Source organism: Kitasatospora sp. NPDC040550 (assembly GCF_055594965.1).
The window spans coordinates 193,998-216,005 of record NZ_JBVIWC010000009.1 but is presented as its reverse complement, the minus strand read 5'-3'; the positions used below and the strand labels follow the sequence as shown (position 1 = coordinate 216,005).

Below are 22,008 nucleotides of genomic sequence, written 5' to 3'. Positions count from 1 at the left end.
CAGGGGTGGCACGGGCAGGTGGACAACCTGGACAACCTGGACAACCTGCGGGCATGCGCCGCAGCTGTCGGGGGCGAGGTCGAGGTCACCGTCCGACAGGGGGGAGCGGACGGTCGAGGTGGCCTGATCGTCCGGCTCGACCGGGCCCTCAGCTGAGCAGGGTGGCCATCCAGGATTCGATGGCCGGGACGGTGCGGGGGAGGCCGCTGGACATCAGGTGGGCGCCGTCCTCGGTGATGACGAGGTCGTCCTCGATGCGGATGCCGAGGCCGCGGAGTTCGAGGGGGAGGGTCTCGTCGTCGGGCTGGAGGTAGAGGCCGGGTTCGACGGTGAGGACCATGCCCGCTTCCAGGGTGCCGTCGACGTAGCGGTCGGCGCGGGCCTTGGCGCAGTCGTGGTAGTCGAGGCCGAGCATGTGGCCGCTGCCGCAGAGGGTGTAGCGGCGGTACAGGCCGTTGTCGTCGGCGAGCGCCTGGTCGGCGGGGACGCGCAGGACGCCCCAGTCGGCGAGGCCTTCGGCGATGACCCGCATGGCGGCGCGGTGGAAGTCGCGGAAGCGGGCGCCGGGGCGCAGGGCGGCGATGCCGGCGCTCTGGGCGGCGAGGACGAGTTCGTAGGCCTGGCGCTGGACCGGGGTGAAGGTGCCGCTGAGCGGGAGGGTGCGGGTGATGTCGGCGGCGTAGAGGGTGTCGGTCTCGACGCCGGCGTCGAGCAGCAGCAGGGCGTCCGGGTCGAGGGCGCCGTCGTTGCGGATCCAGTGCAGGACGCAGGCGTGGGCGCCGGAGGCGGCGATGGTGGTGTAGCTGGGGCCGTTGCCCTCGGCGCGGGCGCGCAGGTCGAAGACGCCCTCGATCCAGCGTTCGCCGCGGTGGTGGCGCAGGGCGGCGGGGAGGGCGCGGACGACGTCCTCGAAGCCGCTGACGGTGTGGTCGACGGCGAGTTGCAGCTGCTGGACCTCCCAGGTGTCCTTGACCAGGCGCAACTCGGAGAGCACGGCGGCGAGTTCGTCGTCCTGGGCGACGGAGCCGCGGCCGGTGGCCTGGTCGACGAGGGCGTCGGTGCCGGCCAGCACCCGGGTGGGGGGCTGCGGTCCGCCGAGCAGCTTGCCGAGGTCGTCGAGGTGTTCGGTGCGCAGTCCGGTGAGCCGGGTGGTCTCGTCGAGGTCGGGGCGGCGGCCGACCCAGAACTCGCCGTAGCGCCGGTCGCGGTAGAACTCGCCGCCGCTGCGCGGGGATCGGGGCCGTACGTGGAGGACGGGCTCGTGGCCCTCGGGGCCGGCCGGTTCGAGGACGAGGACGTGGTCGGCCTGGTCCTCGCCGGTGAGGCCGGTGAGCCAGGCGTAGGCGCTGTGCGGGCGGAAGCGGTGGTCGAGGTCGTTGCAGCGGACCTTGAGGCGTCCGGCGGGGACGATCAGCCGTTCGCCGGGGAAGGCGGCGGAGAGCCGGGCGCGGCGGCGGGCGAACTCGGGGTAGCCGGGGACGCGTTGGTCGGCGGGGAGCGGGGTGGCGGCCCAGGCGGTGCCCATGAAGGCGTCGAGGGCGGGGGAGACCGGGAGGTCGTGGCTGCCGGTGGCGAGCCGGGGCTGGGGTTGGGTCACCGGTGAACTCCTAGGCGGGGGTGGGGAGCTGGGACTGGTGGGACACAGCTGGGTAACGGCGGGCGCCACCTCTTGTGCAGTGCAATTTCACATTACTATGTTACGGGTCACACAGCGGCGCGGCCAGAGCCGGCCCCGCTGACCGATGCAGGCCCCCCACAGCGGAGTTGCCACATGACCAGGCGCAGCCATGCCCTCCTCGCCGCCGCCCTCGCGGCGACCCTCACCCTCGGCCTCGGGGCCTGCAAGAACGACAAGAGCGACAGCGGCGGCGACGCGGCCCCCAGCAGCACCAAGGGCCCGGGCGCGGAGAGCGGTTCGGTCATCGGCGGCACCCCGGCCAAGGGCGGCACCCTCACCGTCCTGACCAACCAGGACTTCGCCCACCTCGACCCGGCCCGCAACTGGACCGTCCCGCACATGGACTTCGGCACCCGGCTGCTCTACCGCACCCTGACCACCTTCAAGGCCGAGCCGGGGGCCGCCGGCAGCGAGATCGTCCCGGACCTCGCCACCGACCTGGGCAAGTCCTCGGACGGCGGCAAGACCTGGACCTTCACCCTCAAGGACGGCCTCAAGTACGAGGACGGCAGCCCGATCAGGTCCGCCGACATCAAGTACAACGTCGAGCGCTCCTTCTCCCCTGACCTCACCGGCGGGCCGGACTACGCGATCCAGTACCTGGCCGGCGGAGAGAACTACAAGGGCCCGCTCACCGGCGAGCACCTGGCGAGCATCGAGACCCCCGACGAGAAGACCATCGTCTTCCACCTCAAGCGCCCGGTCGCCGAGTTCTCGGACACCGTCACCCTGCCGACCTTCGCCCCGGTGCCGCAGTCCCAGGAGAAGGGCACCCAGTACGACTCCCGGCCGTTCTCCTCCGGCCCGTACAAGATCGAGAGCTACGACCGGGGCAAGCAGCTGGTGCTGGTCCGCAACACCGACTGGGACCAGGCCACCGACACCGTCCGCAAGGCCTACCCGGACCGGATCGTGGTCACCGAGGGCATCAAGGGCGGCCAGGCGGACGACCGGATCATCGCCAGCGAGGGCGCCGACGGCAATGCCATCAACATGCCCTGGATGCAGCACGAGTCGGTCGCCAAGGTGCTGCCCAAGGCGGACGTCAAGTCCCGGATGGCGGCCGAGCGGACCGGCTGTACGGACATGCTGTACCTGAACACCGCCAAGGCGCCCTTCGACGACCCGAAGGTGCGCGAGGCGATGATGTGGGCCGTCGACCGCGAGGCCCAGGTGACCGCGTTCGGCGGCCCGGCGATGGCCGACGTGGCGACCTCCTTCCTCCCGCCCTCGCTGACCGGCGGGGTCAAGGCCGACCCGTTGAAGATCCCGGCCGCCGGCGACCCGGAGAAGGCCAAGGCCCTGCTCAAGGACGCGGGCAGGACCGACCTCAAGGTCGGGCTCACCGTCTCGCTCGGCGACAAGACCCGCGCCGAGGCCATTCAGCAGTCGCTGGCCAAGGCCGGCGTGCAGGTGACCGTCAACACCGTGGACCCCTCCGCCTTCACCGACACCCTCGGCGACACCAAGAACGCCCCCGAGCTGGCCATCAACGGCTGGTGCCCGGACTACCCCTCCGCCGCGACCTTCCTCCCGTTCCAGTTCGACGGACGCACCATCAAGGAGAAGGGCAACCAGGGCAACCTCAGCCAGTTCCGGGACCAGGCCACGATGGACCGGATGGACGCGATCGCGGCCATGCCGGACGTCAACGAGGCCAACAAGGCCTGGCAGCAGCTGGACGAGGACCTGATGCGCAAGGCCCCGGCCGTCCCGCTGATGTGGCAGCGCCGTCCGCTCATGGTCGGCACCAACGTGGCCGGGGCGTTCGGCAGTTCGGGCTACGCCGGGATGATCGACCTGGCCGTGGTGGGCCTCAAGGACCCGGCCAAGGGCAAGTGAGCGGCCCGATGAGCAGCACCACTGAACCCCCCTCGACGACGGAGGGCACGGCGGCGGCGGGCCCCGCGAAGGCGGCCGGGCGCGGGCCGTGGCGGCTGGTCCTGGACCAGCTGTGGGCCCGTGGAACGGCCCGGTTCGGGCTGATCGCGGTCGGCGTGCTGGTCCTGGCGGCCGCCCTGGCCGGCCCGCTGAGCGCGCTCGGCGGCTGGTCCCCCGAGGAGTTCGACAAGCGCGCCGTGGACGCCTACCTGGGCGGCATGCCCAGGGGCGACTTCGGCGGCATCAGCACCCGGCACTGGCTGGGCGTGGAGCCGATCACCGGGCGCGACCTGTTCGCCCGGGTGCTGCACGGCGGCCAGGTGTCGCTGCTGATCGCGTTCACCGCGACCGCGGTGGTCGTGGTCGCCGGCACCCTGGCCGGTGTCACGGCGGGCTACTTCGGCGGCCGGACGGACGCCGTGCTGTCCCGGCTGATGGACCTCACGATGTCCTTCCCCTCGCTGATCTTCATGATCGCGATGATGTCGGTGGCCAAGGACGTCAACCGGATCCTGCTGATCACCCTGGTGATCGGCCTGTTCACCTGGCCCGGCATCGCCCGGGTGGTGCGCGGCCAGACCCTCTCGCTCAAGCACCGCGAGTACGTCGAGGCCGCCCGGGTCGGCGGCGCCCGCTCCTGGCGGATCCTCACCCGGGAGATCCTGCCGAACGTCTCCGGCCCGGTCATCGCGTACACCACGCTGCTGATCCCCGGCATGATCGCCACCGAGGCCGCGCTCAGCTACCTCGGCGTGGGCGTCCGCCCGCCCACCCCCTCCTGGGGGCAGATGATCGCCGAGAGCATCTCCCAGTACGAGACCGACCCCACCTACTTCCTCATCCCGACCGCCTTCCTGTTCCTCGCCGTGCTCGCCTTCACCCTGCTCGGGGACGCGCTGCGCGACATCCTCGACCCCCGGGGAGCCCGCTCGTGATCCACTACCCCGACCCCCGCGGAGGCCGGTCGTGATCCTCTACCTCGGCCGCCGCCTGCTCGGCGTGGCCGGCATCCTGCTCGCCATCTGCGCCATCACCTTCACCATCTTCTACCTGCTGCCCAACGACCCGGCCGCGGCCGCCTGCGGCAAGACCTGCAGCCCCGAGCGGCTCGCCGACGTCAAGGCCGCGATGGGCCTGGACAAGCCGGTCTGGGAGCAGTTCACCACCTACCTGACCGGCATCTTCGCGGGCCGCGACTACGGCACCGGCCCGAGCGCGGTGCACTGCGGCTTCCCCTGCCTCGGCTACTCCTACGAGTACGGGCTGCCGGTCCGGGACCTGCTCGCCGACCGCCTGCCGGTCTCGGTCTCGCTGGCCCTCGGTGCCGCCGTGCTCTGGCTGCTCCTCGGCCTCGGCGCGGGCGTCACCTCGGCGCTGCGCAAGGGCGGCCTCACCGACCGGGCCCTGATGGTGCTCTCGGTCGGGGCGGCCTCGCTGCCGGTCTACTTCACCTCGATCATGCTGATCTGGGGCGTGGTCCGCACGGCCGGGCTGCTGCCCTACCCCTCGTACCACGCGTTCACCGACGGCCCGCTCGACTGGGCCACCAACCTGCTGCTGCCCTGGACCGCCCTCGCCCTGCTGTACGCGGCCATGTACGCCCGGCAGAGCCGCACCTCGATGATCGAGGCGATGGCCGAGCCGTACATCCGCACCGCCCGGGCGAAGGGGCTGCCGCCGCGCACGGTGATCGTCAAGCACGGGCTGCGCTCCGCGACGACACCGATCCTGACCATCTTCGGGATGGACCTCGGCGGGCTGCTGGCCGGGGCCGTCATCACCGAGTCGATCTTCGGCCTGCCCGGCGTCGGCCGGCTGTTCTACGACGGCCTGGCCCGCTCCGACCAGCCCGTGATCCTCGGCGTCACCCTGCTCGCGGCCTTCTTCATCGTCGTGGCGAACCTGCTGGTCGACCTGCTCTACGCGTACGTCGACCCGAGAGTGAGGTACTGATGGCCAGCCTGTTGGAGGTCGAGGACCTCAAGGTCGCCTTCGACACCCCGCGCGGCACCGTCCGGGCCGTGGACGGCATCTCCTTCGCCGTCGAGGCCGGGCGCACCCTCGGCCTGGTCGGCGAGTCCGGCAGCGGCAAGTCCGTGACCTCGCTGGCCCTGATGGGCCTGCACCGCGGCGCCGCCGTCAGCGGCTCGATCCGGCTCGACGGACGGGAGCTGACCGGCCTGGGCGAGCGGGAGCTGGGCGCGGTCCGTGGCCGGCGGATCGCCATGGTCTTCCAGGACCCGCTGTCCAGCCTGCACCCCTTCTACACGGTCGGCGAACAGATCGCCGAGCACTACCGGGTGCACTTCCGGGCGGGCCGCCGGGCCGGCCGGGCCCGGGCCGTCGAGATGCTCGCCGAGGTCGGCATCCCGGAGCCGGCCCGCCGGGTCGACGAGTACCCGCACCAGTTCTCCGGCGGCATGCGCCAGCGCGTCATGATCGCCATGGCGCTGGCCTGCGAACCGGACCTGCTGATCGCCGACGAGCCCACCACCGCGCTGGACGTCACCGTCCAGGCGCAGATCCTCGACCTGATCGCCCGGATCCAGCAGGACCGCGGGCTCGGCGTCGTGATGATCACCCACGACCTGGGCGTGGTCGCCCGGGTCGCCCACGAAGTGCTGGTCATGTACGGCGGACGGGCGGCCGAACAGGCCCCGGCGGAACGGCTGTTCGCCGCACCCGCGCACCCGTACACCCGCGGCCTGCTGGACTCGCTGCCCCGCCTGGACGACTCCGACGACGCCCCGCTGCGGGCCATTCCCGGCAGCCCGCCCTCGCTGCTCACCCCCGCCCCCGGCTGCTCCTTCGCCCCGCGCTGCGCCCGCACCACCGCGGCGACCGCCGAGGAGCACGCCCGCTGCCTGGCCGAGCGCCCGCCGCTCGACCCGTTCGGCCCGCCCGGGGCCGGCCACCGGGCCGCCTGCCATCTGCCACTGGTGCCGGAAGGGGCCCTCTGATGACCGAACCCCTGTTGTCCGTACGGGACTTGGTGAAGACCTTCGCCGGGCGGCGCAGCCGCACCGGCCGGGCCGGTGCGCCGGTCCGGGCCGTGGACGGGGTGAGCTTCGACCTCGCCGCGGGGGAGACCCTGGGCCTGGTCGGCGAGTCCGGCTGCGGCAAGTCCACCACCGGCCGGATGATCGTCCGGCTGCTCGACCCCACCTCGGGCACCGTCACCTTCGACGGCACCGAGATCGGCGGACTGTCCCAGGCCCGCCTGCGGCCGCACCGGCGGCACCTGCAGATGGTCTTCCAGGACCCGTACTCCTCGCTCAACCCCCGGCAGACGGTGGCCCGGATCATCTCCGAACCGCTGCTGGTCCAGGGCGCGAGTGCCACGGAGGCGCGCGGCCGGGCGGCCGAACTGATGGAGCTGGTCGGGCTGATCCCCGAGCACCTCGACCGCTACCCGCACGAGTTCTCCGGCGGCCAGGCGCAGCGGATCGGCATCGCCCGCTCGCTGGCCACCTCGCCGAAGCTGGTGATCGCGGACGAGCCGGTCTCCGCGCTGGACGTCTCCGTCCAGGCCCAAGTGGTCAACCTGATGGAGCAGTTGCAGCGGGAGCTGGGCCTGGCGTACGTGTTCATCGCGCACGACCTCTCGGTGGTCAAGCGGGTCTGCGACCGGGTCGCGGTGATGTACCTGGGCCGGATCGTGGAGATCGGCGACAAGGCCGAGGTGTACGGCAGCCCGGCGCACCCGTACACCCGGGCGCTGCTGTCCGCCGTCCCGCTGCCGGATCCGGTGGCGGAGCGGGCCCGGGAGCGGATCGTGCTGCTCGGCGACCCGCCGAGCCCGGCCGACCCGCCCACCGGGTGCGGCTTCCACCCGCGCTGCCCCAAGGCGCAGGCGCGCTGCCGGACGGAACGGCCGCTGCTGGAGGTGGTCGGGACGGGTGGGCGCCAGGCGGCCTGCCACTTCCCCGAGCAGCCGTAACGAGAAGAAGCCCCCGGTCGGGCGCGGCGGGGAACCTCACGAGGGCCGCGTCCGACCGGGCACCAACCCCCGGCTGCGCCTCCCACCGCTCCTCGGAGGGCAGCGGCAGCCGGGGTCCGGGCCCCTAGGCCGCGGCGGCGATCCCGGCCGGCGGGGTCGCGCCGTACGCGATCCGTCCGGGTCAGTGCACGGTGTACTCCACGGTCACGCTGATGACCACCAGTGCCGCGTAGACCACCGCCAGGGTGGTCCGCCCACTGGCGTGCAGCGCGAGCGCCCCGGTGAGCAGGGCCAGCAGCTTGAGCGCGATCTCCACGCCGAGCGGCTGGCGGAACCTCGGCCCGCCCGCGGCCAGGAACAGCCCCCAGAAGGCGGCCGCCAGGGCCGGTGCGCCGAGGCCCAGCAGCAGCCTGGTGGCCAGGCCGGAGCCGGTTCTGAACCCCCAGTAGCAGAGCGAGGCCAGTAGGGCGAGCTCCAGCCCGAAGGCGAGTCCCGCGTTGGTCATGGTCAGCGGGGTCCACTGCCGCTGCCCGACCGGTCCCGGTCTTTCGATCCTCATCCCGTGCTCTCCCCGTTCGTCTGCGCTCTCCGCGTTCGCCGGACCGCCCGGCCGGGCGGCGGTCAGGCGGAGTTTCCCAGTCCGTCCGGCGGGAACTCAATGGATCGCCCCGAAGACGTGTACGGAACAGGGGCCGGGCCGTAGCCTGACGCATGCAATGTCACACATCACAAGAGGGAGTACGTCGTGGTCGACGACCTGAGCACCGCCGAGCCCCCGGCCCCGCTGCCCGCCGCCGAGGGCCTGTTCAGCGTCTCGCCGCAGGCCGCGCACCTCAACCACGGCTCCTTCGGCGCCGTGCCGGTCCCGGTGCAGCGGGTGCAGCAGGAGCTGCGGGCCGAGCACGAGCTGGACCCGGACGGCTTCTTCGCCGACCTGCCGGCCCGGATCGCCGGTGCCCGGGTGCGGATCGCCGCCGAACTGGCCACCGACCCGGAGCGGCTGGCCCTGGTCGCCAACGTCACCGAGGCGGCCGCGATCGCCCTCGACAGCATCCCGTTCGCCCCCGGCGACCGGATCCTGGTCACCGACCACGGCTACGGCGCCGTCACCCAGGCCGTCGCCCGCAGGGCCGCCGAGACCGGCGCCGAGCTGGTGGTGGCCGAGGTGCCGCTGGACGCCCCGGACGAGGCCGCCGTCCGGGCCGCAGTGCTCGCCGCCGTGGACGACCGCACCACCGTGGCCGTCCTGGACCGGATCACCTCGCTCACCGCCCGTACGGTGGCCTCCCCGGCCCTGGTCGCCGAGCTGCGCGGCCGCGGGGTGACCACCGTGGTGGACGGCGCCCACGCCCCCGGGATGCTGCCCGAGCCGGTCGACCCGAACGCCGACTTCTGGTTCGGCAACCTGCACAAGTGGGCCTTCGCCCCGCGCGCCACCGGGGTGCTGTCCGTCCGCCCCGAGTGGACCGCCCGGGTGCGCCCGCTCGCGCTGTCCTGGGAGCACCACCGGGGCTTCCCGGCCAACGTCGAGTGGCGCGGCACCTGCGACTACACCCCGTGGCTGGCCGCCCCGGCCGGCTTCGAGCTGCTGCGCGAGCTGGGCGTCGAGGCGGTCGCCGCGCACAACGCCGCGCTCGCCGCGTACGGCCAGCGGGTGCTGGTCGAGCGGGCGGGCCTGCGGGCGCTGCCCGCCACGCCCGGGGTGTGGATGCGCACCGTACGGCTGCCGGCGGGGTACGGCGACACCGAGCCGCAGTACCAGGCGCTGCTGGCCGAGCTGTGGCGGCGGCACCGGATCCGGGTCGCCGTCCGGCCCGGGCCCGAGGGGGCGGTGCTGCGGGTCAGTGCCCAGCTGTACAACCGGGCGGCGGACTACGCGCGGCTCGCGGACGCGCTGGTGGAACTGTTCAAGGAGTAGGCGCGGGGTCGACCGGCCCCTGGTCGGCGGCCGCCCGCAGTTCCGCGAGCAGCAGGTCGCGGTCGGCGAGCAGCCCGGTGAGGATCCGCCGGGCTGCTCGCAGCAGGTCGGCGACGTCGCCGCCGGCCAGCGCGTAGACCACGGTGCTGCCGTCCCGGGTGGCGGTGACGATGCCGGACCGGCGCAGCACCGCGAGCTGCTGGGACAGGCTGGAGGGCTCCACCTCCAGCTCGGCGAGCAGGCTGCGGACGGGTGTCGGTCCGGCCTGCAGCAGCTCCAGCACCCGGATCCGGACGGGATGGCCGAGCATCCGGAAGAACTCGGCCTTGGCCTGGTACAGAGCTACCGTCACGAGGCCCCCCTTCCCTGGTGTCGGCGGGCTCAGATCTCCAGCGAGAGCTCGATCTGCTTGAGCCGGTGGCGGGCCATCGCCAGGTTGGAACGGTTGCGGTGGAGCACCAGGAAGAGGAACAGCCCGCGCCCGCTGGGCGTCGTGATCGGCCGGACCATGTGGTACTGGTGGGTCAGCGTGATCAGGATGTCCTCGATCTCGTTGTCGAGCAGGTTGAGCGCCTCCATCGCCCGCATCTTGGCGCGGACCACGTCGGTGTTGCCGGCCGCGGCGACGTTGAGGTCCAGCTCGCCGCCGTCCCCGAGGGTGCCGAGGGCCATGCCGCTGCCGTAGTCGACCAGGGCGACGCCGATCGCGCCGTCGATCGACATGGCTTCCTTGAGGGACGTCTCCAGGTTCGCCATCGTGGCGGTCCTCCCGTGAGTCGGTGGCCGTGGCTCACGGCCCTGGCTCACGAAGGTAGGGAGCAGAACCCGGACTCCACCGGGAATGACCGGAGTCGCTCGGATCTGGCCCGACCCTGATCACTTGAAGACATTTGCAACTATGGATCTGAGAGAGGAGTGATCTCCTGGCTCGGAAAACGGTGCTATCGATGTCACTCCTCCCGGGTAACCTCTCGCTGAGATGCGAGATCACACCAACCACACCCGGACGGCGATGAACACCCCCGATCCAGAGCCCCAGGACGACCAGGAGCTCAGCCCCGCCGAGGCGTACGCGGCCAGCCGTCGCCGGGCCAAGGAGCAGGCCACCGCCCTGTACGGCTTCCAGCAGCTGTACGACTTCCCGCTGGACGACTTCCAGGTGGAGGCCTGCGAGACGCTGGAGGCCGGTTCCGGCGTCCTGGTCGCCGCCCCCACCGGCTCAGGGAAGACCATCGTCGGCGAGTTCGCCGTGCACCTGGCCCTCCGGGCCGGCCGCAAGTGCTTCTACACCACGCCGATCAAGGCGCTCTCCAACCAGAAGTACGGGGACCTGGTGAAGCGCTACGGCGCCGCCAAGGTCGGCCTGCTCACCGGTGACAACACCGTGAACGGCGACGCCCCCGTGGTGGTGATGACCACCGAGGTGCTCCGCAACATGCTCTACGCGGGCTCCAGCACCCTCGACGGCCTCGGCTACGTCGTGATGGACGAGGTGCACTACCTCGCCGACCGCTTCCGCGGCGCCGTCTGGGAGGAGGTCATCATCCACCTCCCCGAGTCGGTCACCCTCGTCTCGCTCTCCGCGACCGTCTCCAACGCCGAGGAGTTCGGCGACTGGCTGGACACCGTCCGCGGCGGCACCAAGGTGATCGTCTCCGAGACCCGCCCCGTCCCGCTGTGGCAGCACGTGATGGCCGGCAACCGGATGTACGACCTGTTCGCCGACCCCGACCGGGACGGCCGTCCCAAGCACAGCCTCAAGAACCCCGGCAAGGCCGTCAACCCCGAGCTGGTCCGGCTCGCCCGCTCCGAGCTCGACCGCAACCCGCGCGACCGGTTCGGCCGCGGCCGGGGCCGCTCCATGCCCAACGGGCGTCCCGGCAAGGTCTGGACGCCGGGCCGGGTCGACGTCATCGACCGGCTCGACGCCGAGGGCCTGCTGCCCGCGATCACCTTCATCTTCAGCCGGGCCGGCTGCGAGGCCGCCGTCCAGCAGTGCCTCAGCTCCGGCCTGCGGCTCAACAAGGACTCCGACCGCGCCCTGGTCCGGTCGATCGTCGAGGAGCGCTGCGCCGACATCCCCGACGAGGACCTGCACGTCCTCGGCTACTTCGAGTGGCTGGACGGGCTGGAGCGCGGCATCGCCGCCCACCACGCCGGGATGCTGCCCCGGTTCAAGGAAGTGGTCGAGGAGCTCTTCGTGAAGGGCCTGGTCAAGGCCGTCTTCGCGACCGAGACCCTGGCGCTCGGCATCAACATGCCCGCCCGCTCGGTGGTCATGGAGAAGCTGGTCAAGTGGAACGGCGAGACCCACGCCGACATCACCCCCGGCGAGTACACCCAGCTCACCGGCCGGGCCGGGCGGCGCGGCATCGACGTCGAGGGCCACGCCGTGGTGCTCTGGCAGCGCGGCCTCGACCCGGAGGCGCTGGCCGGCCTGGCCGGCACCCGCACCTACCCGCTCAAGTCCTCGTTCCGGCCCTCCTACAACATGGCCGTCAACCTGGTCTCCCAGTTCGGCCGGCACCGCTCCCGCGAACTGCTGGAGACCTCCTTCGCCCAGTTCCAGGCGGACCGCTCGGTCGTCGGCATCGCCCGCCAGGTGCAGCGCAACGAGGAGGGGCTGGACGGCTACCGCGAGTCGATGACCTGCCACCTCGGCGACTTCGACGAGTACATGGAGCTGCGCCGCCGGCTCAAGGACCGCGAGAACGAGCTGGCCCGCGAGGGCAGCAGCCAGCGCCGCGCCGCCGCCGCCGAGTCCATCGAGCAGCTCAAGCCCGGCGACGTCATCCACGTCCCCGCCGGCAAGTTCGCCGGCCTCGCCCTGGTCCTCGACCCGGGCCTGCCGCCGGTCAGCCGCTCCGGCCGGGGCGGCCCGCGCCACCCCGACTTCCAGGACGGCCCGCGCCCGGTGGTGCTCACCGCCGAGCGGCAGGTCAAGCGGCTCGCGATGATCGACTTCCCGCACCCGGTGGTCGCCGTCGAACGCGTCCGCATCCCCAAGTCCTTCAACCCGCGCAGCCCGCAGTCCCGGCGCGACCTCGCCTCCGCGCTGCGCACCAAGGCCGGCCACCTGGAGCCCGAGCGGTTCCGGCGCGGCCGCGCGGCCGCCGCCGACGACCCGGAGATCACCCGGCTGCGCACCGAACTGCGCCAGCACCCCTGCCACGGCTGCAGCGACCGCGAGGACCACGCCCGCTGGGCCGAGCGCTACCACCGGCTGCACCGCGACACCGAACTGCTGGAACGCCGGATGCGCTCCCGCACCCACACCATCGCCCGCACCTTCGACCGGGTCTGCGGGCTGCTCACCGACCTCGGCTACCTGAGCGGCGACACCGTCACCGACGACGGCAAGCGGCTCGGCCGGCTCTACGGCGAGCTCGACCTGCTCGCCTCCGAGTGCATCCGCGAGGGCGTCTGGAGCGGCCTCGCCGCCGCCGAACTCGCCGCCTGCGCCTCGGCGCTGGTCTTCGAGTCGCGCCAGGCCGACGACGCCGGCGCCCCCCGGGTGCCGGAGGGCGCGGCCAAGGAGGCGCTCGGCCAGATGGTCCGGATCTGGGGCCACCTGGACGCCCTGGAGGAGCAGCACCGGATCAACACCGCCGAAGGCGTCGGCCAGCGCGAGCCCGATCTCGGCTTCGCCTGGGCCGCCTACCGCTGGGCGCTCGGCCACAGCCTGGACCAGGTCCTGCGCGACGCCGACATGCCGGCCGGCGACTTCGTCCGCTGGACCAAGCAGCTGATCGACGTCCTCGGCCAGATCCAGGACGCGGCCGGGGAGGACGTCGAACTCCGCAGGACCGCCCGCAAGGCCGTCGACGGTCTGCGCCGCGGCATCATCGCCTACTCCTCGGTGGGCTGAGCCGCTGACGACGCGAAGGGGCCCGCACGTTCGACGGCGAACGTGCGGGCCCCTTCCGTGCCCGGCGCCTACTTGAGGGTGGGCAGGGCGGAGTAGCAGCCGAAGTAGTCCTTGGTGGCCTCGATCATGACGTCGCCGGTCCGCGGGCCGACGATGCCGTCCTGGTCCAGACCCGCCCACTTCTGGAGCGCGACGACCGCCCCGTAGGTGTCCTGGCCGAACGAGCCGTCCACCGTGACGGTGTGGTAACCGGTCTGGTAGTGAAGGCTGTTGGAGATCTCCTGCACGCACTTCACGCTGGCGTAGGTGTTGCTCTTGCCGTAGCCGACCCACAGCGAGCCGGAGTTGGGCACGGCCTGGGCGGTGCCGGCGACGCCGACGGTGGCCAGGGCGGCGGCCGCGAGCAGGAACGTGCCGCGGCGCTTGATGGAGCTGCTGTTCAAAGGGACCCCCGAGTTCGGAATACAACTGATCATCAGTTCCCCGAACCCTACCGCTCCCCGCCGACAGGCCGTCGGTGGCCCGGAGGCCGGCCGGCGGGGAGCGGGCTCAGCGGGTGGCCAGTGCCTCCAGGACGCGCTCCAGGGAGGTGCCGAGGCCCCAGCGGGCGGCGAGGTGCTCCAGCGTCATCGGGTCGGCGGGCTCGCGGGGGAGGACCGGGTCGAAGTCCGGGAGCGGGGCGTCCTGGGCGACCCGGACGACGGTGGGGGCGACGTCCAGGTAGGCGGCGCCCTCGACGATGTTGCGGCGGCGGGCCGGGGTGAGGCGGGAGCCCACGTCCAGGGCGGCGGCGCGGATCGCGGCCAGGTCGCCGTACTCGTTGATCAGCTGGGCGGCGGTCTTCTCGCCGATGCCCTTGACGCCGGGCAGGCCGTCGGACGGGTCGCCGCGCAGGGCGGCCATGTCGGCGTACCGGTCGCCGCGCACGCCGTACTTCTCCAGCAGCACCGCGTCGGTGGTGATCTGGAGGTTGCCCATCCCCTTGACCGGGTACAGCACGGTGATCAGCCGCTCGTCGTCGACCAGTTGGAACAGGTCGCGGTCGCCGGTGACGATCTGCACCGGGCCCGCGGCGCGGGCGGTGAGGGTGCCGATCACGTCGTCCGCCTCGTAGCCGGGGGAGCCGACCCGGGCGATGCCGAGGGCGTCCAGTACCTGCTCGATCACCGGCACCTGCGGGGCGAGGGTGTCCGGGACCTCCTCCTCGCCGTCCACGGCGGCCTCGGCGACCCGGTGGGTCTTGTACGAGGGGACGAGGTCCACCCGCCACTGGGGGCGCCAGTCGGCGTCCATGCAGGCGACGAGTTCGTCGGGCCGGTGGTCGTGGACCAGCCGGGCGATGAAGTCCAGCAGGCCGCGGACGGCGTTGACCGGTTCCCCGTGCGGCGAGCGCAGGGAGTCCGGTACGCCGTAGTAGGCCCGGAAGTACAGGCTGGCGGAGTCGAGCAGCATCAGTCGCGGTGCGGTCACGCGTCAGATCATGCCGCACCGCGACGACGGACGGAGGTCTCAGTGCTCGTGCGGGCCGGCGCGGTGCACCGGGCCGTGGGCGTCGGCGCAGTGCTCGGCCGCCGACTCGCCCGGGCCGGCGATCTGCAGCAGCGCGCCCGCCTCGTCCTCGCCGACGTGGTCGACCTGGAGGGTGCTGTGGGTGATGCCGTACTCCTTCGCCAGCCGGCGCTGCAGTTCGCGCCGGACGGCGTGGCAGTCTCCGCCGGGGGTCACCAGGATGTGCGCCGACAGGGCCGGCTGGTTGGAGGTGATCTCCCAGATGTGCAGGTCGTGGATCTCCTCGACCAGCGGCTCGGTGACCAGCCGGTCGGCCACCGCGTCCGGGTCGATCCCGGCCGGGGCGGCCTCCAGGAAGATCCGCCCGGAGTCCCGGACCAGCCCGATACCGGCCTTGAGCATCAGCGCGACCACGATCAGCGAGGCGATCGCGTCGGCCCGGGCGAAGCCGGTGGTCAGCATGACCGCACCGGCCACGGCGGTGGCGATGAAGGCGTACAGGTCGGTGAGCACGTGCTGGAAGGCGCCCTCGACGTTCAGCGAACTGCGGTTGGCCTTGGACATGCACCAGGTGGCGGCCAGGTTGACCACGATCCCGATCAGCGCGGTGACCAGCACCAGCGAACCGGTGACCTCGGGCGGGCTGATCAGCCGGGTGATCGCCTCGTAGCCGAGCCAGGCGGAGAGGATCAGCAAGGTGACGCCGTTGGCCTGGGCGGAGAGGATCTCGGCGCGCTTGAGCCCGTAGGTGTAGCCGCCGCGTGCCGGGCGGGCGGAGAGCCGCATGGCGACCAGGGCGAGCACGATCGAGGCGGCGTCGGTGAGCATGTGCGCCGCGTCGGAGATCAGGGCCAGGGACTGGGCGGCGAAGCCGACCACGACCTCGCCGGCCATGAAGACGACGATCAGGGTGAGGGCGCTGACCAGCCAGCGGCGGTCGGCGTCGGCGGCGACGCCGTGGGAGTGGCCGCCGTGGCCCCCGTGGCCGTGCGCGTGGTCGCCGTGTCCTCCGTGGCCGTGGCCCTGCGGGTTCTGGTGGTCATGCGCATGATCATCGTGGGAATGCTCGTGCCCGGCCATCGAAGTCCTCTCTGGACGCACGGGTGGGTGGTGACGGGATGCGATCGCCCGCACTCGAAGTGAACCGCAGAATCGACAAAGATCCAAAGGCTGTACTGGTGACCGTTGTCGTTGCCGTTCACCCGCCGCGTGTCGGGCCGGTCGGGGCCGGTCGGGGGGTCAGTCGGCGGCCGGATTGCCGGTGGCATAGACCCAGGTCAGGGCCGTGATCCCGGGTCACCTGAACGGGTGAGGCGAGCTTGCGCAGCCGCGCGCCGGTCCGCGACGATCATGGCCCGTGAAGATCGCTACCGCGGAGACCGCCCGCTGGCTCACCGAACTCGAAGCAACCGCCGAAGAATTGATGAACCGTCATCTCTCGGCTGCCCGCGAGTGGTTCCCGCACCAGTACGTCCCCTGGAGCCTCGGCCGGGACTTCGACGGCCCGCTGGGCGGCGAGCCCTGGCACCCCGAGCAGTCCGCCCTGGCGCCCGCCGTGCGCTCCGCCCTGATCGTCAACCTGCTGACCGAGGACAACCTGCCCGGCTACCACTGGACCATCGGCAGCCGGACCTCCCGGGACGGCGCCTGGGGCGCCTGGCTGCACCAGTGGACCGCCGAGGAGGACCGCCATGCCGCCGCCATCCGGGGCTACCTGCACGCCGCCCGCGCCGTCGACCCCGTCGCACTGGAACGCTCCCGGATGGCGCACCTCGCCACCGGCACCGTCCCTGAGCTCGACGGAGTGCTCGGCGTGGTCGCCTACGCCGCCGTCCAGGAACTCGCCACCCGGGTCAGCCACCGCAACACCGGGCGGCTCAGCGGCGACCCGGTCTGCGAGCGGCTGCTCGCCCGGATCGCCCAGGACGAGAACCTCCACATGGTCTACTACCGCGAACTGCTGCGCGCGGCGGTCGAGGTGGACGCCGACCAGGTGCTCGTCACGCTCGACGCCACGATCCGCGACTTCGCCATGCCGGGCCAGGCCATGCCCGGCTTCGGCCGGCTGGCCGCCGAGATCGCGGTGGCCGGCGTCTACGACCTGCGGGTGCACCACGACGAGGTGCTCGTCCCGCTGCTGCGCGCCCTCCGGGTGACCGAGCTGACCGGGCTCGGCCCCACCGGCGAACAGGCCCGCGAACGGATCACCGCCCACCTCGCACGGACCGACGCGCGGGCCGCCCGCTTCGTCGAGCGCCGCGCCCAGGCCCTCGCCGTCCGGGCCCGCCGGGGCGGCAGCGCCTGGGCGCAGCCGACCGACTGACCGGGCCGACCGACCGCTCGGACCACCGCAAGACCACCCGGAACAGGATCCGCATGACCGTCACCACGGTCGGCACCACCGCCGCCGACATCGAGTTCCACTACGACCTGGGCAACGACTTCTACGCCCTCTGGCTGGACGAGACCCTCGCCTACACCGCCGCCAAATGGGACGGCATCCCCCGCGGGGAGCCCGACGCCACCGCCCTGCCGCGCGCCCAGCGGGCCAAGCTCGACCACCACCTCGACCTGGTCGGCGCCCGCCCCGGCGACGGCCTGCGGCTGCTCGACGTCGGCTGCGGCTGGGGCGCCCTGCTGGCGCACACGAGCGGCGACGACCGGGTCCGCGAAGCCGTCGGGCTGACCGTCTCCCGCGCCCAGTACGAGTTCCTCGCGGCCCGGGCCCTGCCCGGCACCGAACCCCGGCTGGAGAGCTGGGAGGCGCACGCCCCCGAACGGCCGTACGACGCCGTCGTCGCCATGGGCTCCTTCGAGCACTTCGCCACCGCCGGGATGAGCCGGGCCGAGCGCCTCGACGTGTACGCCCGCTACTTCCGGGCCTGCCACGGCTGGCTGCGCCCCAGCGGCCGGATGTCGCTCCAGACCATCGCCTACGACGGTGCCGCCGACGGCTCCGGCCCGATCGGCGACTTCGTCGGCAGCGACGTCTTCCCGACCGCCCGGCTGCCCCGGCTGAGCGAGATCGCCGCCGCCTGCGACCCGTACTTCTCGGTGGTCGCCCTCACCGCCTCCGCCGAGGACTACGCCCGCACCCTCGCCTCCTGGTCGGGCCGGCTGCTGCGGGCCCGGGAGCAGGCCGAGCGGCTGGTCGGCCCCGAGGGCTACCGGCGGTACCGGCGCTACCTGCGGGCCAGCGAGGTGACCTTCCTGCGCGGCGCCGCCACGCTGTACCGGATCGGCTTCCGGCGGCGCGACGAGCCGCTGCGGCTGTCCGCCTGATGGCCTCGACGCCCACCGAACGGCGGGCCTGGGCGGCGGTCGCGGTGGTCTGCGCCGCACTGTTCCTGCTCGGCCTCGACTTCACCGTGCTCAACGTGGCCGTCCCCGGCCTGCGCGCCGACCTCGGCCCGACCCTCGCCGAGACCCAGTGGATCGTGGACGGCTACGCGCTGGCGCTGGGCGGCTGCGTGCTGGCCGGCGGCGCACTGGGGGACCGGTACGGCCGGCGGCGCGCCTTCCTCGCCGGGCTGGCGCTGTGCGGGGCTGCCTCGGCCGCCGGGGCGCTCGGCACCGGTTCCGCCCAACTGGTCGCCGCACGCTGCGGGATGGGCCTCGGCGCGGCCCTGTTCATGCCGGCCACCCTCTCCACCGTGGTGCACGTGCTGCGCGAACCGGCCGCCCGGAAGCGGGCGATCGGGATCTGGGCGGCGGTCGCCGGGGTCGGCGCGGTGTTCGGCCCGGTGGCGGGCGGCCTGCTGGTCGACCGGTACGGCTGGCAGTCGGCGTTCTGGCTCAACGTGCCGGTCATCGCGGGGATCGGCGCGGCGGCCCTGGTCGCCGTCCCCGAGTCCCGCGCGCCGGAGGCCCGACCGCTGGACCGGCCCGGGGCACTGCTGTCCTGTGCCGGGCTGCTCGCCCTGGTCTGGGGTGTGATCGAGGCCCCCGGGCGGGGCTGGACCAGCCCCGCCGTGCTCGCCGCCTTCGCCCTCGCCGCCCTGCTGCTGGCCGCCTTCGTCCGGCGCCAACTGAGCTGCGCCGCACCGATGGTGCCGGTCCGGCTGCTGCGCGGCGGGCCGGTCTGGCCGGCCACCACCACGCTCGCCCTGATGTCCTTCGCGATGTTCGGCGCGATGTTCCTGCTCACCCTCCACCTCCAGCAGGTGCGGGGCCTGAGCGCCTGGCAGGCCGGGCTGCGGATGGTCCCGCTGTCCCTCGGGCTCGCCGTCGGCGCGCTCCTCGGGCCCTTGCTGGCACGGCCGTTGGGAGCCCGGGTGCCCTCGGCCGGCGGACTGCTGCTGATCGCCGCCGGATTCGTCCAACTCGGGCGGCTGGCCGCCGACTCGGGGGACGGGCCGGTGCTGCTCTTCGAGGCCCTCGCCGGGCTCGGCGCCGGGCTGCTCGCCCCGGTCGCCACCGAGGTGGTGATGAGCGCCGTCCCGGTCGCCGCGGCCGGGGTCGGCTCGGCCCTCAACGACGCCACCCGGCAGGTCGGTTCGACCCTCGGTGTGGCGGTGCTCGGTTCCGTCCTCGCCACCTCGCTCACCGGCGCCGCTCCCGGCGACCCGGCCGCCTTCACCGACGGCCTGGCGGCAGCGGCCGTTGTCGGCGGCGCGGTGGCCCTGCTCGGCGCCGTGCTGGCCTGGACCCGACTGCCCGGACGGCGGCCTGACGCCGCCGTCATCGACGCCCTCAACACCCCCAGCTGAAAGGAACTTCACCGTGCCCAGCAGTTACGAGACGATCCGCTCCTGCCTGATCGACGAGTTCGACGTCTCTCCGGCCGTGGTCACCCCCGACGCCACCCTCGCCTCGCTCGCCCTCGACAGCCTCGCCCTGGTCGAACTCTCCCTGGTGGTCGAGGAGAAGCTCGGTGTCACCGTCGCCGACATCGGCCCGGACCGAACCCTCGGCGAACTCGCCGCCCACGCGGACGCCACCCTGGCCCGGGAATCGGTCAGTTGAGCCCGCACCGGCCGTCGGTGCCACCCGGGCCGTCGGTGCCACCCGGGCCGTCGGTGCCGTTCCGGCCATTGGTCCCGTCCCGTCCGGTGGTCGCCGTCACCGGACTCGGCCTGGTCACCCCGGCCGGGAGCGGCGCCGACGCCGTCTGGGAGCACTTCCTCGGTGCCGCGCCCACCGCCCGCCCCGACCCCGAACTCCTCGGCCTGAACGTCGACTTCTCCTGCCGGGTCGCCGACTTCGAGCCGCCCGCCCTGCTCGGCGGGCGGCTCGCCCGCCGCCTCGACCGGTTCAGCCAGCTGGCCGTGGTTGCCGCCCGCCAGGCCGTCGCCGACGCCGGGCTCGACCCGGCGCACTGGGACGGCACCCGGGTCGGCGTCGTCCTCGGCGTCAGCGCCACCAGCGCGCAGACCCACGTGGTCGAGTACGGCCGGCTCGCCGCGGGCCGGGCCGACCGGGTCTCCCCGCTGATGGTCCCGCGCTCCATCCCCAACATGGCCGCCGGCGAGGTCAGCCTCGACCTCGGCGCCCTCGGCCCCGGCCTGGTCGTCAGCACCGCCTGCGCCTCCGGCACCAGCGCGCTCGCGCTCGGCAGCGACCTGATCCGGGCCGGCCGCTGCGACCTCGTGCTGGCCGGCGGCACCGACAGCGCCCGCTCCGCGATGACCTGCGTCGCCTTCGACCGCCTCGGCGCGCTGTCCCGCCGCCGCCACGACCCGGCCGGCGCCTCCCGGCCCTTCGACGCCGACCGGGACGGCTTCGTCCTCGGCGAAGGAGCGGGCGTCCTGCTGCTCGAACGCGCCGACCACGCCCGGGCCCGCGGCGCCCGGGTCCGCGGCTACCTCGCCGGGCACGGCGCCGGCGGCGACGCCCACCACTTCACCGCCCCGCACCCCGGCGGCGACGGCCTGGCCCGGGCCGTACGGGCGGCGCTCGCCGACGCGGGGCTGGCACCCGAGGAGATCGGGCACGTCAACGCGCACGGCACCGGCACCGCGCTCAACGACCCCGCCGAGGCGGCGGCCTTGCAGCAGGTCTTCCGCCGACCGCCGCCGGTCACCGCCAACAAGAGCGTGATCGGCCACACCATGGGCGCGGCCGGCGCCATCGAGGCCGCCCTCACGGTGCTCGCGCTCCAGCACCGGCTGGTCCCGCCCACCGCCAATCTCGACCGGCTCGACGACGCCATCGGCCTCGACGTGGTCACCAAGGCCCCCCGGCCGGTCGACGTGCCCTCCGCCCTGTCCGTCTCCTGCGGCTTCGGCGGGCAGAACGCTGCCGTCGTCCTCACCGCCGCCTGACCGCCCGACCCCGGAGTCCATCCGCTCATGCGCCGCCTCGCCCACCGGCTCGCCCGGCTGTACCTGCGCCTGCTCGCCCACCGGCCGCCCACCGACTGGTCCGTCCCGGTCGCCGACGGCCGGTACGGCCCCTTCGACCGGGACGCCGACGACCACCCGCTGACCCTGCTGATGCTCGGCGACTCGCTCGCCCAGAGCTTCGGGGCCCACCGTCCCGAGCAGACCCTCGGCGCCCTGCTCGCCACCGGCCTCACCGAGGCCACCGGCCGGCCCGTCCTCCTCCGCGTCCACGCCCGGGCCGGCGCCACCACGGCCGACGTCGGCCGCCAAGTCCTGCGCGCCGCCCGGCTGCGGCCCGGCATCGCCGTACTGATCGTCGGCGGCAACGACGTCCTGCTGCCCGCTCCGCTCGGCCGCGCCGCCCGCCGGCACGCCCACCTCGCCCGCACCCTCCGCGAGGCCGGCTGGCAGCTCGTCGTCGTCCCCTGCCCCGACCCCGGCTACGCTCCAGGCTTCCGTACCCCCGTCCGCTGGATCGGCCACCACCGCTCCACCCGCCTCGCCCGCCTCCACACCCGCACCGCCACCCGCACCGACGCCCACCTCGCCCCCACCTCCGGCCCCGAGTTCCACCACCGGGCCGCCCAACTCCTCGGCCCCGACGGCATCCACCCCTCCCCCCACGGCTACGCCACCCACGCCACCCGCATGCTCCCCACCCTCCTCACCGCCGCCTCCCACCTCCCCCTCCCCACCCCGGCCCCAGCCACCCGCTGACCCCGTCGCCCCCCACCCCCACCCCCACCCCCACCCCCAAACCCCAACCCCCCTCCCTTCTCCCGTCGGCCGCCAGGCTCTGGGCCCGCTTCCCGCAAACCCCACCCCCCAAATCCCCCGTCTCTTGTTTCTCGAGGGGCCACAACCGCACCCCCTCCCAACCAAAAGAGAAGG

General features: G+C 73.4%; 21 protein-coding genes. 14 read left to right on the top strand and 7 right to left on the bottom strand.

Translation table 11 applies throughout. From position 1 onward, the window contains the following. The first annotated feature begins 18 nt into the window (after nt 1-18). Nucleotides 19-156, top strand: a complete 138-nt coding sequence (locus ACZ58X_RS16335; RefSeq protein WP_470334292.1) for a hypothetical protein — start codon at nt 19-21, stop codon at nt 154-156. On the opposite strand, the gene ACZ58X_RS16330 is transcribed toward ACZ58X_RS16335, so the two are convergent. Next, nucleotides 149-1,597, bottom strand: coding sequence for an aminopeptidase P family protein (locus ACZ58X_RS16330; protein WP_470334291.1), 1,449 nt, complete (start codon nt 1,595-1,597; stop codon nt 149-151). The two genes, ACZ58X_RS16335 and ACZ58X_RS16330, sit on opposite strands and share 8 nt — an antisense overlap. A 174-nt stretch (nt 1,598-1,771) precedes the next feature. On the opposite strand from ACZ58X_RS16330, the gene ACZ58X_RS16325 reads away from it, so the two are divergent. The 5 genes from ACZ58X_RS16325 to ACZ58X_RS16305 are packed head-to-tail and all read left to right on the top strand — an operon-like array spanning nt 1,772 to nt 7,499. Then, a complete protein-coding gene (locus tag ACZ58X_RS16325) occupies nt 1,772-3,520 on the top strand; it encodes an ABC transporter substrate-binding protein (RefSeq protein ID WP_470334290.1) in 1,749 nt (582 codons plus the stop codon). Between the two features lie 8 nt (nt 3,521-3,528). Beyond that, nucleotides 3,529-4,494 (top strand): ABC transporter permease, encoded by a 966-nt coding sequence (locus ACZ58X_RS16320; RefSeq protein ID WP_470334289.1) that lies wholly within the window; start codon nt 3,529-3,531, stop codon nt 4,492-4,494. Nucleotides 4,495-4,525: 31 nt separating this feature from the next. Further along, complete coding sequence (locus ACZ58X_RS16315) at nt 4,526-5,512, top strand: ABC transporter permease (RefSeq protein ID WP_470334288.1); 987 nt, start codon at nt 4,526-4,528, stop codon at nt 5,510-5,512. Beyond that, nucleotides 5,512-6,519: an ABC transporter ATP-binding protein gene (locus ACZ58X_RS16310; protein WP_470334287.1), complete on the top strand. Its 1,008-nt coding sequence runs from the start codon at nt 5,512-5,514 to the stop codon at nt 6,517-6,519. The genes ACZ58X_RS16315 and ACZ58X_RS16310 overlap by 1 nt, the downstream gene beginning before the upstream one ends. Then, nucleotides 6,519-7,499 (top strand): ABC transporter ATP-binding protein, encoded by a 981-nt coding sequence (locus ACZ58X_RS16305; RefSeq protein ID WP_470334286.1) that lies wholly within the window; start codon nt 6,519-6,521, stop codon nt 7,497-7,499. Before ACZ58X_RS16310 ends, ACZ58X_RS16305 begins: the two co-directional genes overlap by 1 nt. 181 nt (nt 7,500-7,680) lie before the next feature. On the opposite strand, the gene ACZ58X_RS16300 is transcribed toward ACZ58X_RS16305, so the two are convergent. Then, nucleotides 7,681-8,058, bottom strand: a complete 378-nt coding sequence (locus tag ACZ58X_RS16300) for a YrdB family protein (protein ID WP_470334285.1) — start codon at nt 8,056-8,058, stop codon at nt 7,681-7,683. Between the two features lie 186 nt (nt 8,059-8,244). Here ACZ58X_RS16300 and ACZ58X_RS16295 point away from each other — a divergent pair, with 186 nt between their 5' ends. Continuing rightward, complete coding sequence (locus ACZ58X_RS16295) at nt 8,245-9,417, top strand: aminotransferase class V-fold PLP-dependent enzyme (RefSeq protein WP_470334284.1); 1,173 nt, start codon at nt 8,245-8,247, stop codon at nt 9,415-9,417. On the opposite strand, the gene ACZ58X_RS16290 is transcribed toward ACZ58X_RS16295, so the two are convergent. Next, nucleotides 9,407-9,769 (bottom strand): ArsR/SmtB family transcription factor, encoded by a 363-nt coding sequence (locus ACZ58X_RS16290; RefSeq protein WP_470334283.1) that lies wholly within the window; start codon nt 9,767-9,769, stop codon nt 9,407-9,409. The two genes, ACZ58X_RS16295 and ACZ58X_RS16290, sit on opposite strands and share 11 nt — an antisense overlap. 29 nt (nt 9,770-9,798) lie before the next feature. Then, nucleotides 9,799-10,173 carry a hypothetical protein gene (locus tag ACZ58X_RS16285; protein ID WP_470334282.1) on the bottom strand — a complete coding sequence of 125 codons (375 nt, stop codon included), beginning with the start codon at nt 10,171-10,173 and terminating at the stop codon, nt 9,799-9,801. A 256-nt stretch (nt 10,174-10,429) separates the two neighbouring features. Here ACZ58X_RS16285 and ACZ58X_RS16280 point away from each other — a divergent pair, with 256 nt between their 5' ends. Further along, nucleotides 10,430-13,285, top strand: coding sequence for a DEAD/DEAH box helicase (locus ACZ58X_RS16280; protein ID WP_470334350.1), 2,856 nt, complete (start codon nt 10,430-10,432; stop codon nt 13,283-13,285). A gap of 68 nt (nt 13,286-13,353) precedes the next feature. Here the strand turns inward: ACZ58X_RS16280 and ACZ58X_RS16275 are convergent, their stop codons facing one another. The 3 genes from ACZ58X_RS16275 to ACZ58X_RS16265 form a co-directional block, all read right to left on the bottom strand. Then, the gene (locus tag ACZ58X_RS16275; protein WP_470334281.1) at nt 13,354-13,728 is read right to left on the bottom strand and encodes a peptidoglycan-binding domain-containing protein; all 375 of its coding nucleotides are present in this window, start codon (nt 13,726-13,728) and stop codon (nt 13,354-13,356) included. Nucleotides 13,729-13,834: 106 nt separating this feature from the next. Continuing rightward, the gene (locus ACZ58X_RS16270) at nt 13,835-14,737 is read right to left on the bottom strand and encodes a 5'-3' exonuclease (protein ID WP_470334349.1); all 903 of its coding nucleotides are present in this window, start codon (nt 14,735-14,737) and stop codon (nt 13,835-13,837) included. Between the two features lie 57 nt (nt 14,738-14,794). After that, the gene (locus ACZ58X_RS16265; protein ID WP_470334280.1) at nt 14,795-15,874 is read right to left on the bottom strand and encodes a cation diffusion facilitator family transporter; all 1,080 of its coding nucleotides are present in this window, start codon (nt 15,872-15,874) and stop codon (nt 14,795-14,797) included. A 277-nt stretch (nt 15,875-16,151) separates the two neighbouring features. Here ACZ58X_RS16265 and ACZ58X_RS16260 point away from each other — a divergent pair, with 277 nt between their 5' ends. The 6 genes from ACZ58X_RS16260 (at nt 16,152) to ACZ58X_RS16235 (ending at nt 21,834) form a co-directional block, all read left to right on the top strand. After that, nucleotides 16,152-17,117 carry an acyl-ACP desaturase gene (locus tag ACZ58X_RS16260; protein WP_470334279.1) on the top strand — a complete coding sequence of 322 codons (966 nt, stop codon included), beginning with the start codon at nt 16,152-16,154 and terminating at the stop codon, nt 17,115-17,117. A gap of 53 nt (nt 17,118-17,170) precedes the next feature. Continuing rightward, complete coding sequence (locus ACZ58X_RS16255; RefSeq protein ID WP_470334278.1) at nt 17,171-18,076, top strand: class I SAM-dependent methyltransferase; 906 nt, start codon at nt 17,171-17,173, stop codon at nt 18,074-18,076. After that, a complete protein-coding gene (locus ACZ58X_RS16250) occupies nt 18,076-19,503 on the top strand; it encodes an MFS transporter (protein ID WP_470334277.1) in 1,428 nt (475 codons plus the stop codon). The genes ACZ58X_RS16255 and ACZ58X_RS16250 overlap by 1 nt, the downstream gene beginning before the upstream one ends. A 13-nt stretch (nt 19,504-19,516) precedes the next feature. Next, complete coding sequence (locus tag ACZ58X_RS16245; protein WP_470334276.1) at nt 19,517-19,759, top strand: acyl carrier protein; 243 nt, start codon at nt 19,517-19,519, stop codon at nt 19,757-19,759. 86 nt (nt 19,760-19,845) lie between these two features. After that, nucleotides 19,846-21,057: a beta-ketoacyl-[acyl-carrier-protein] synthase family protein gene (locus ACZ58X_RS16240; RefSeq protein ID WP_470334275.1), complete on the top strand. Its 1,212-nt coding sequence runs from the start codon at nt 19,846-19,848 to the stop codon at nt 21,055-21,057. Between the two features lie 27 nt (nt 21,058-21,084). Then, complete coding sequence (locus tag ACZ58X_RS16235; RefSeq protein ID WP_470334274.1) at nt 21,085-21,834, top strand: SGNH/GDSL hydrolase family protein; 750 nt, start codon at nt 21,085-21,087, stop codon at nt 21,832-21,834. The last annotated feature ends 174 nt before the right edge of the window (nt 21,835-22,008 follow it).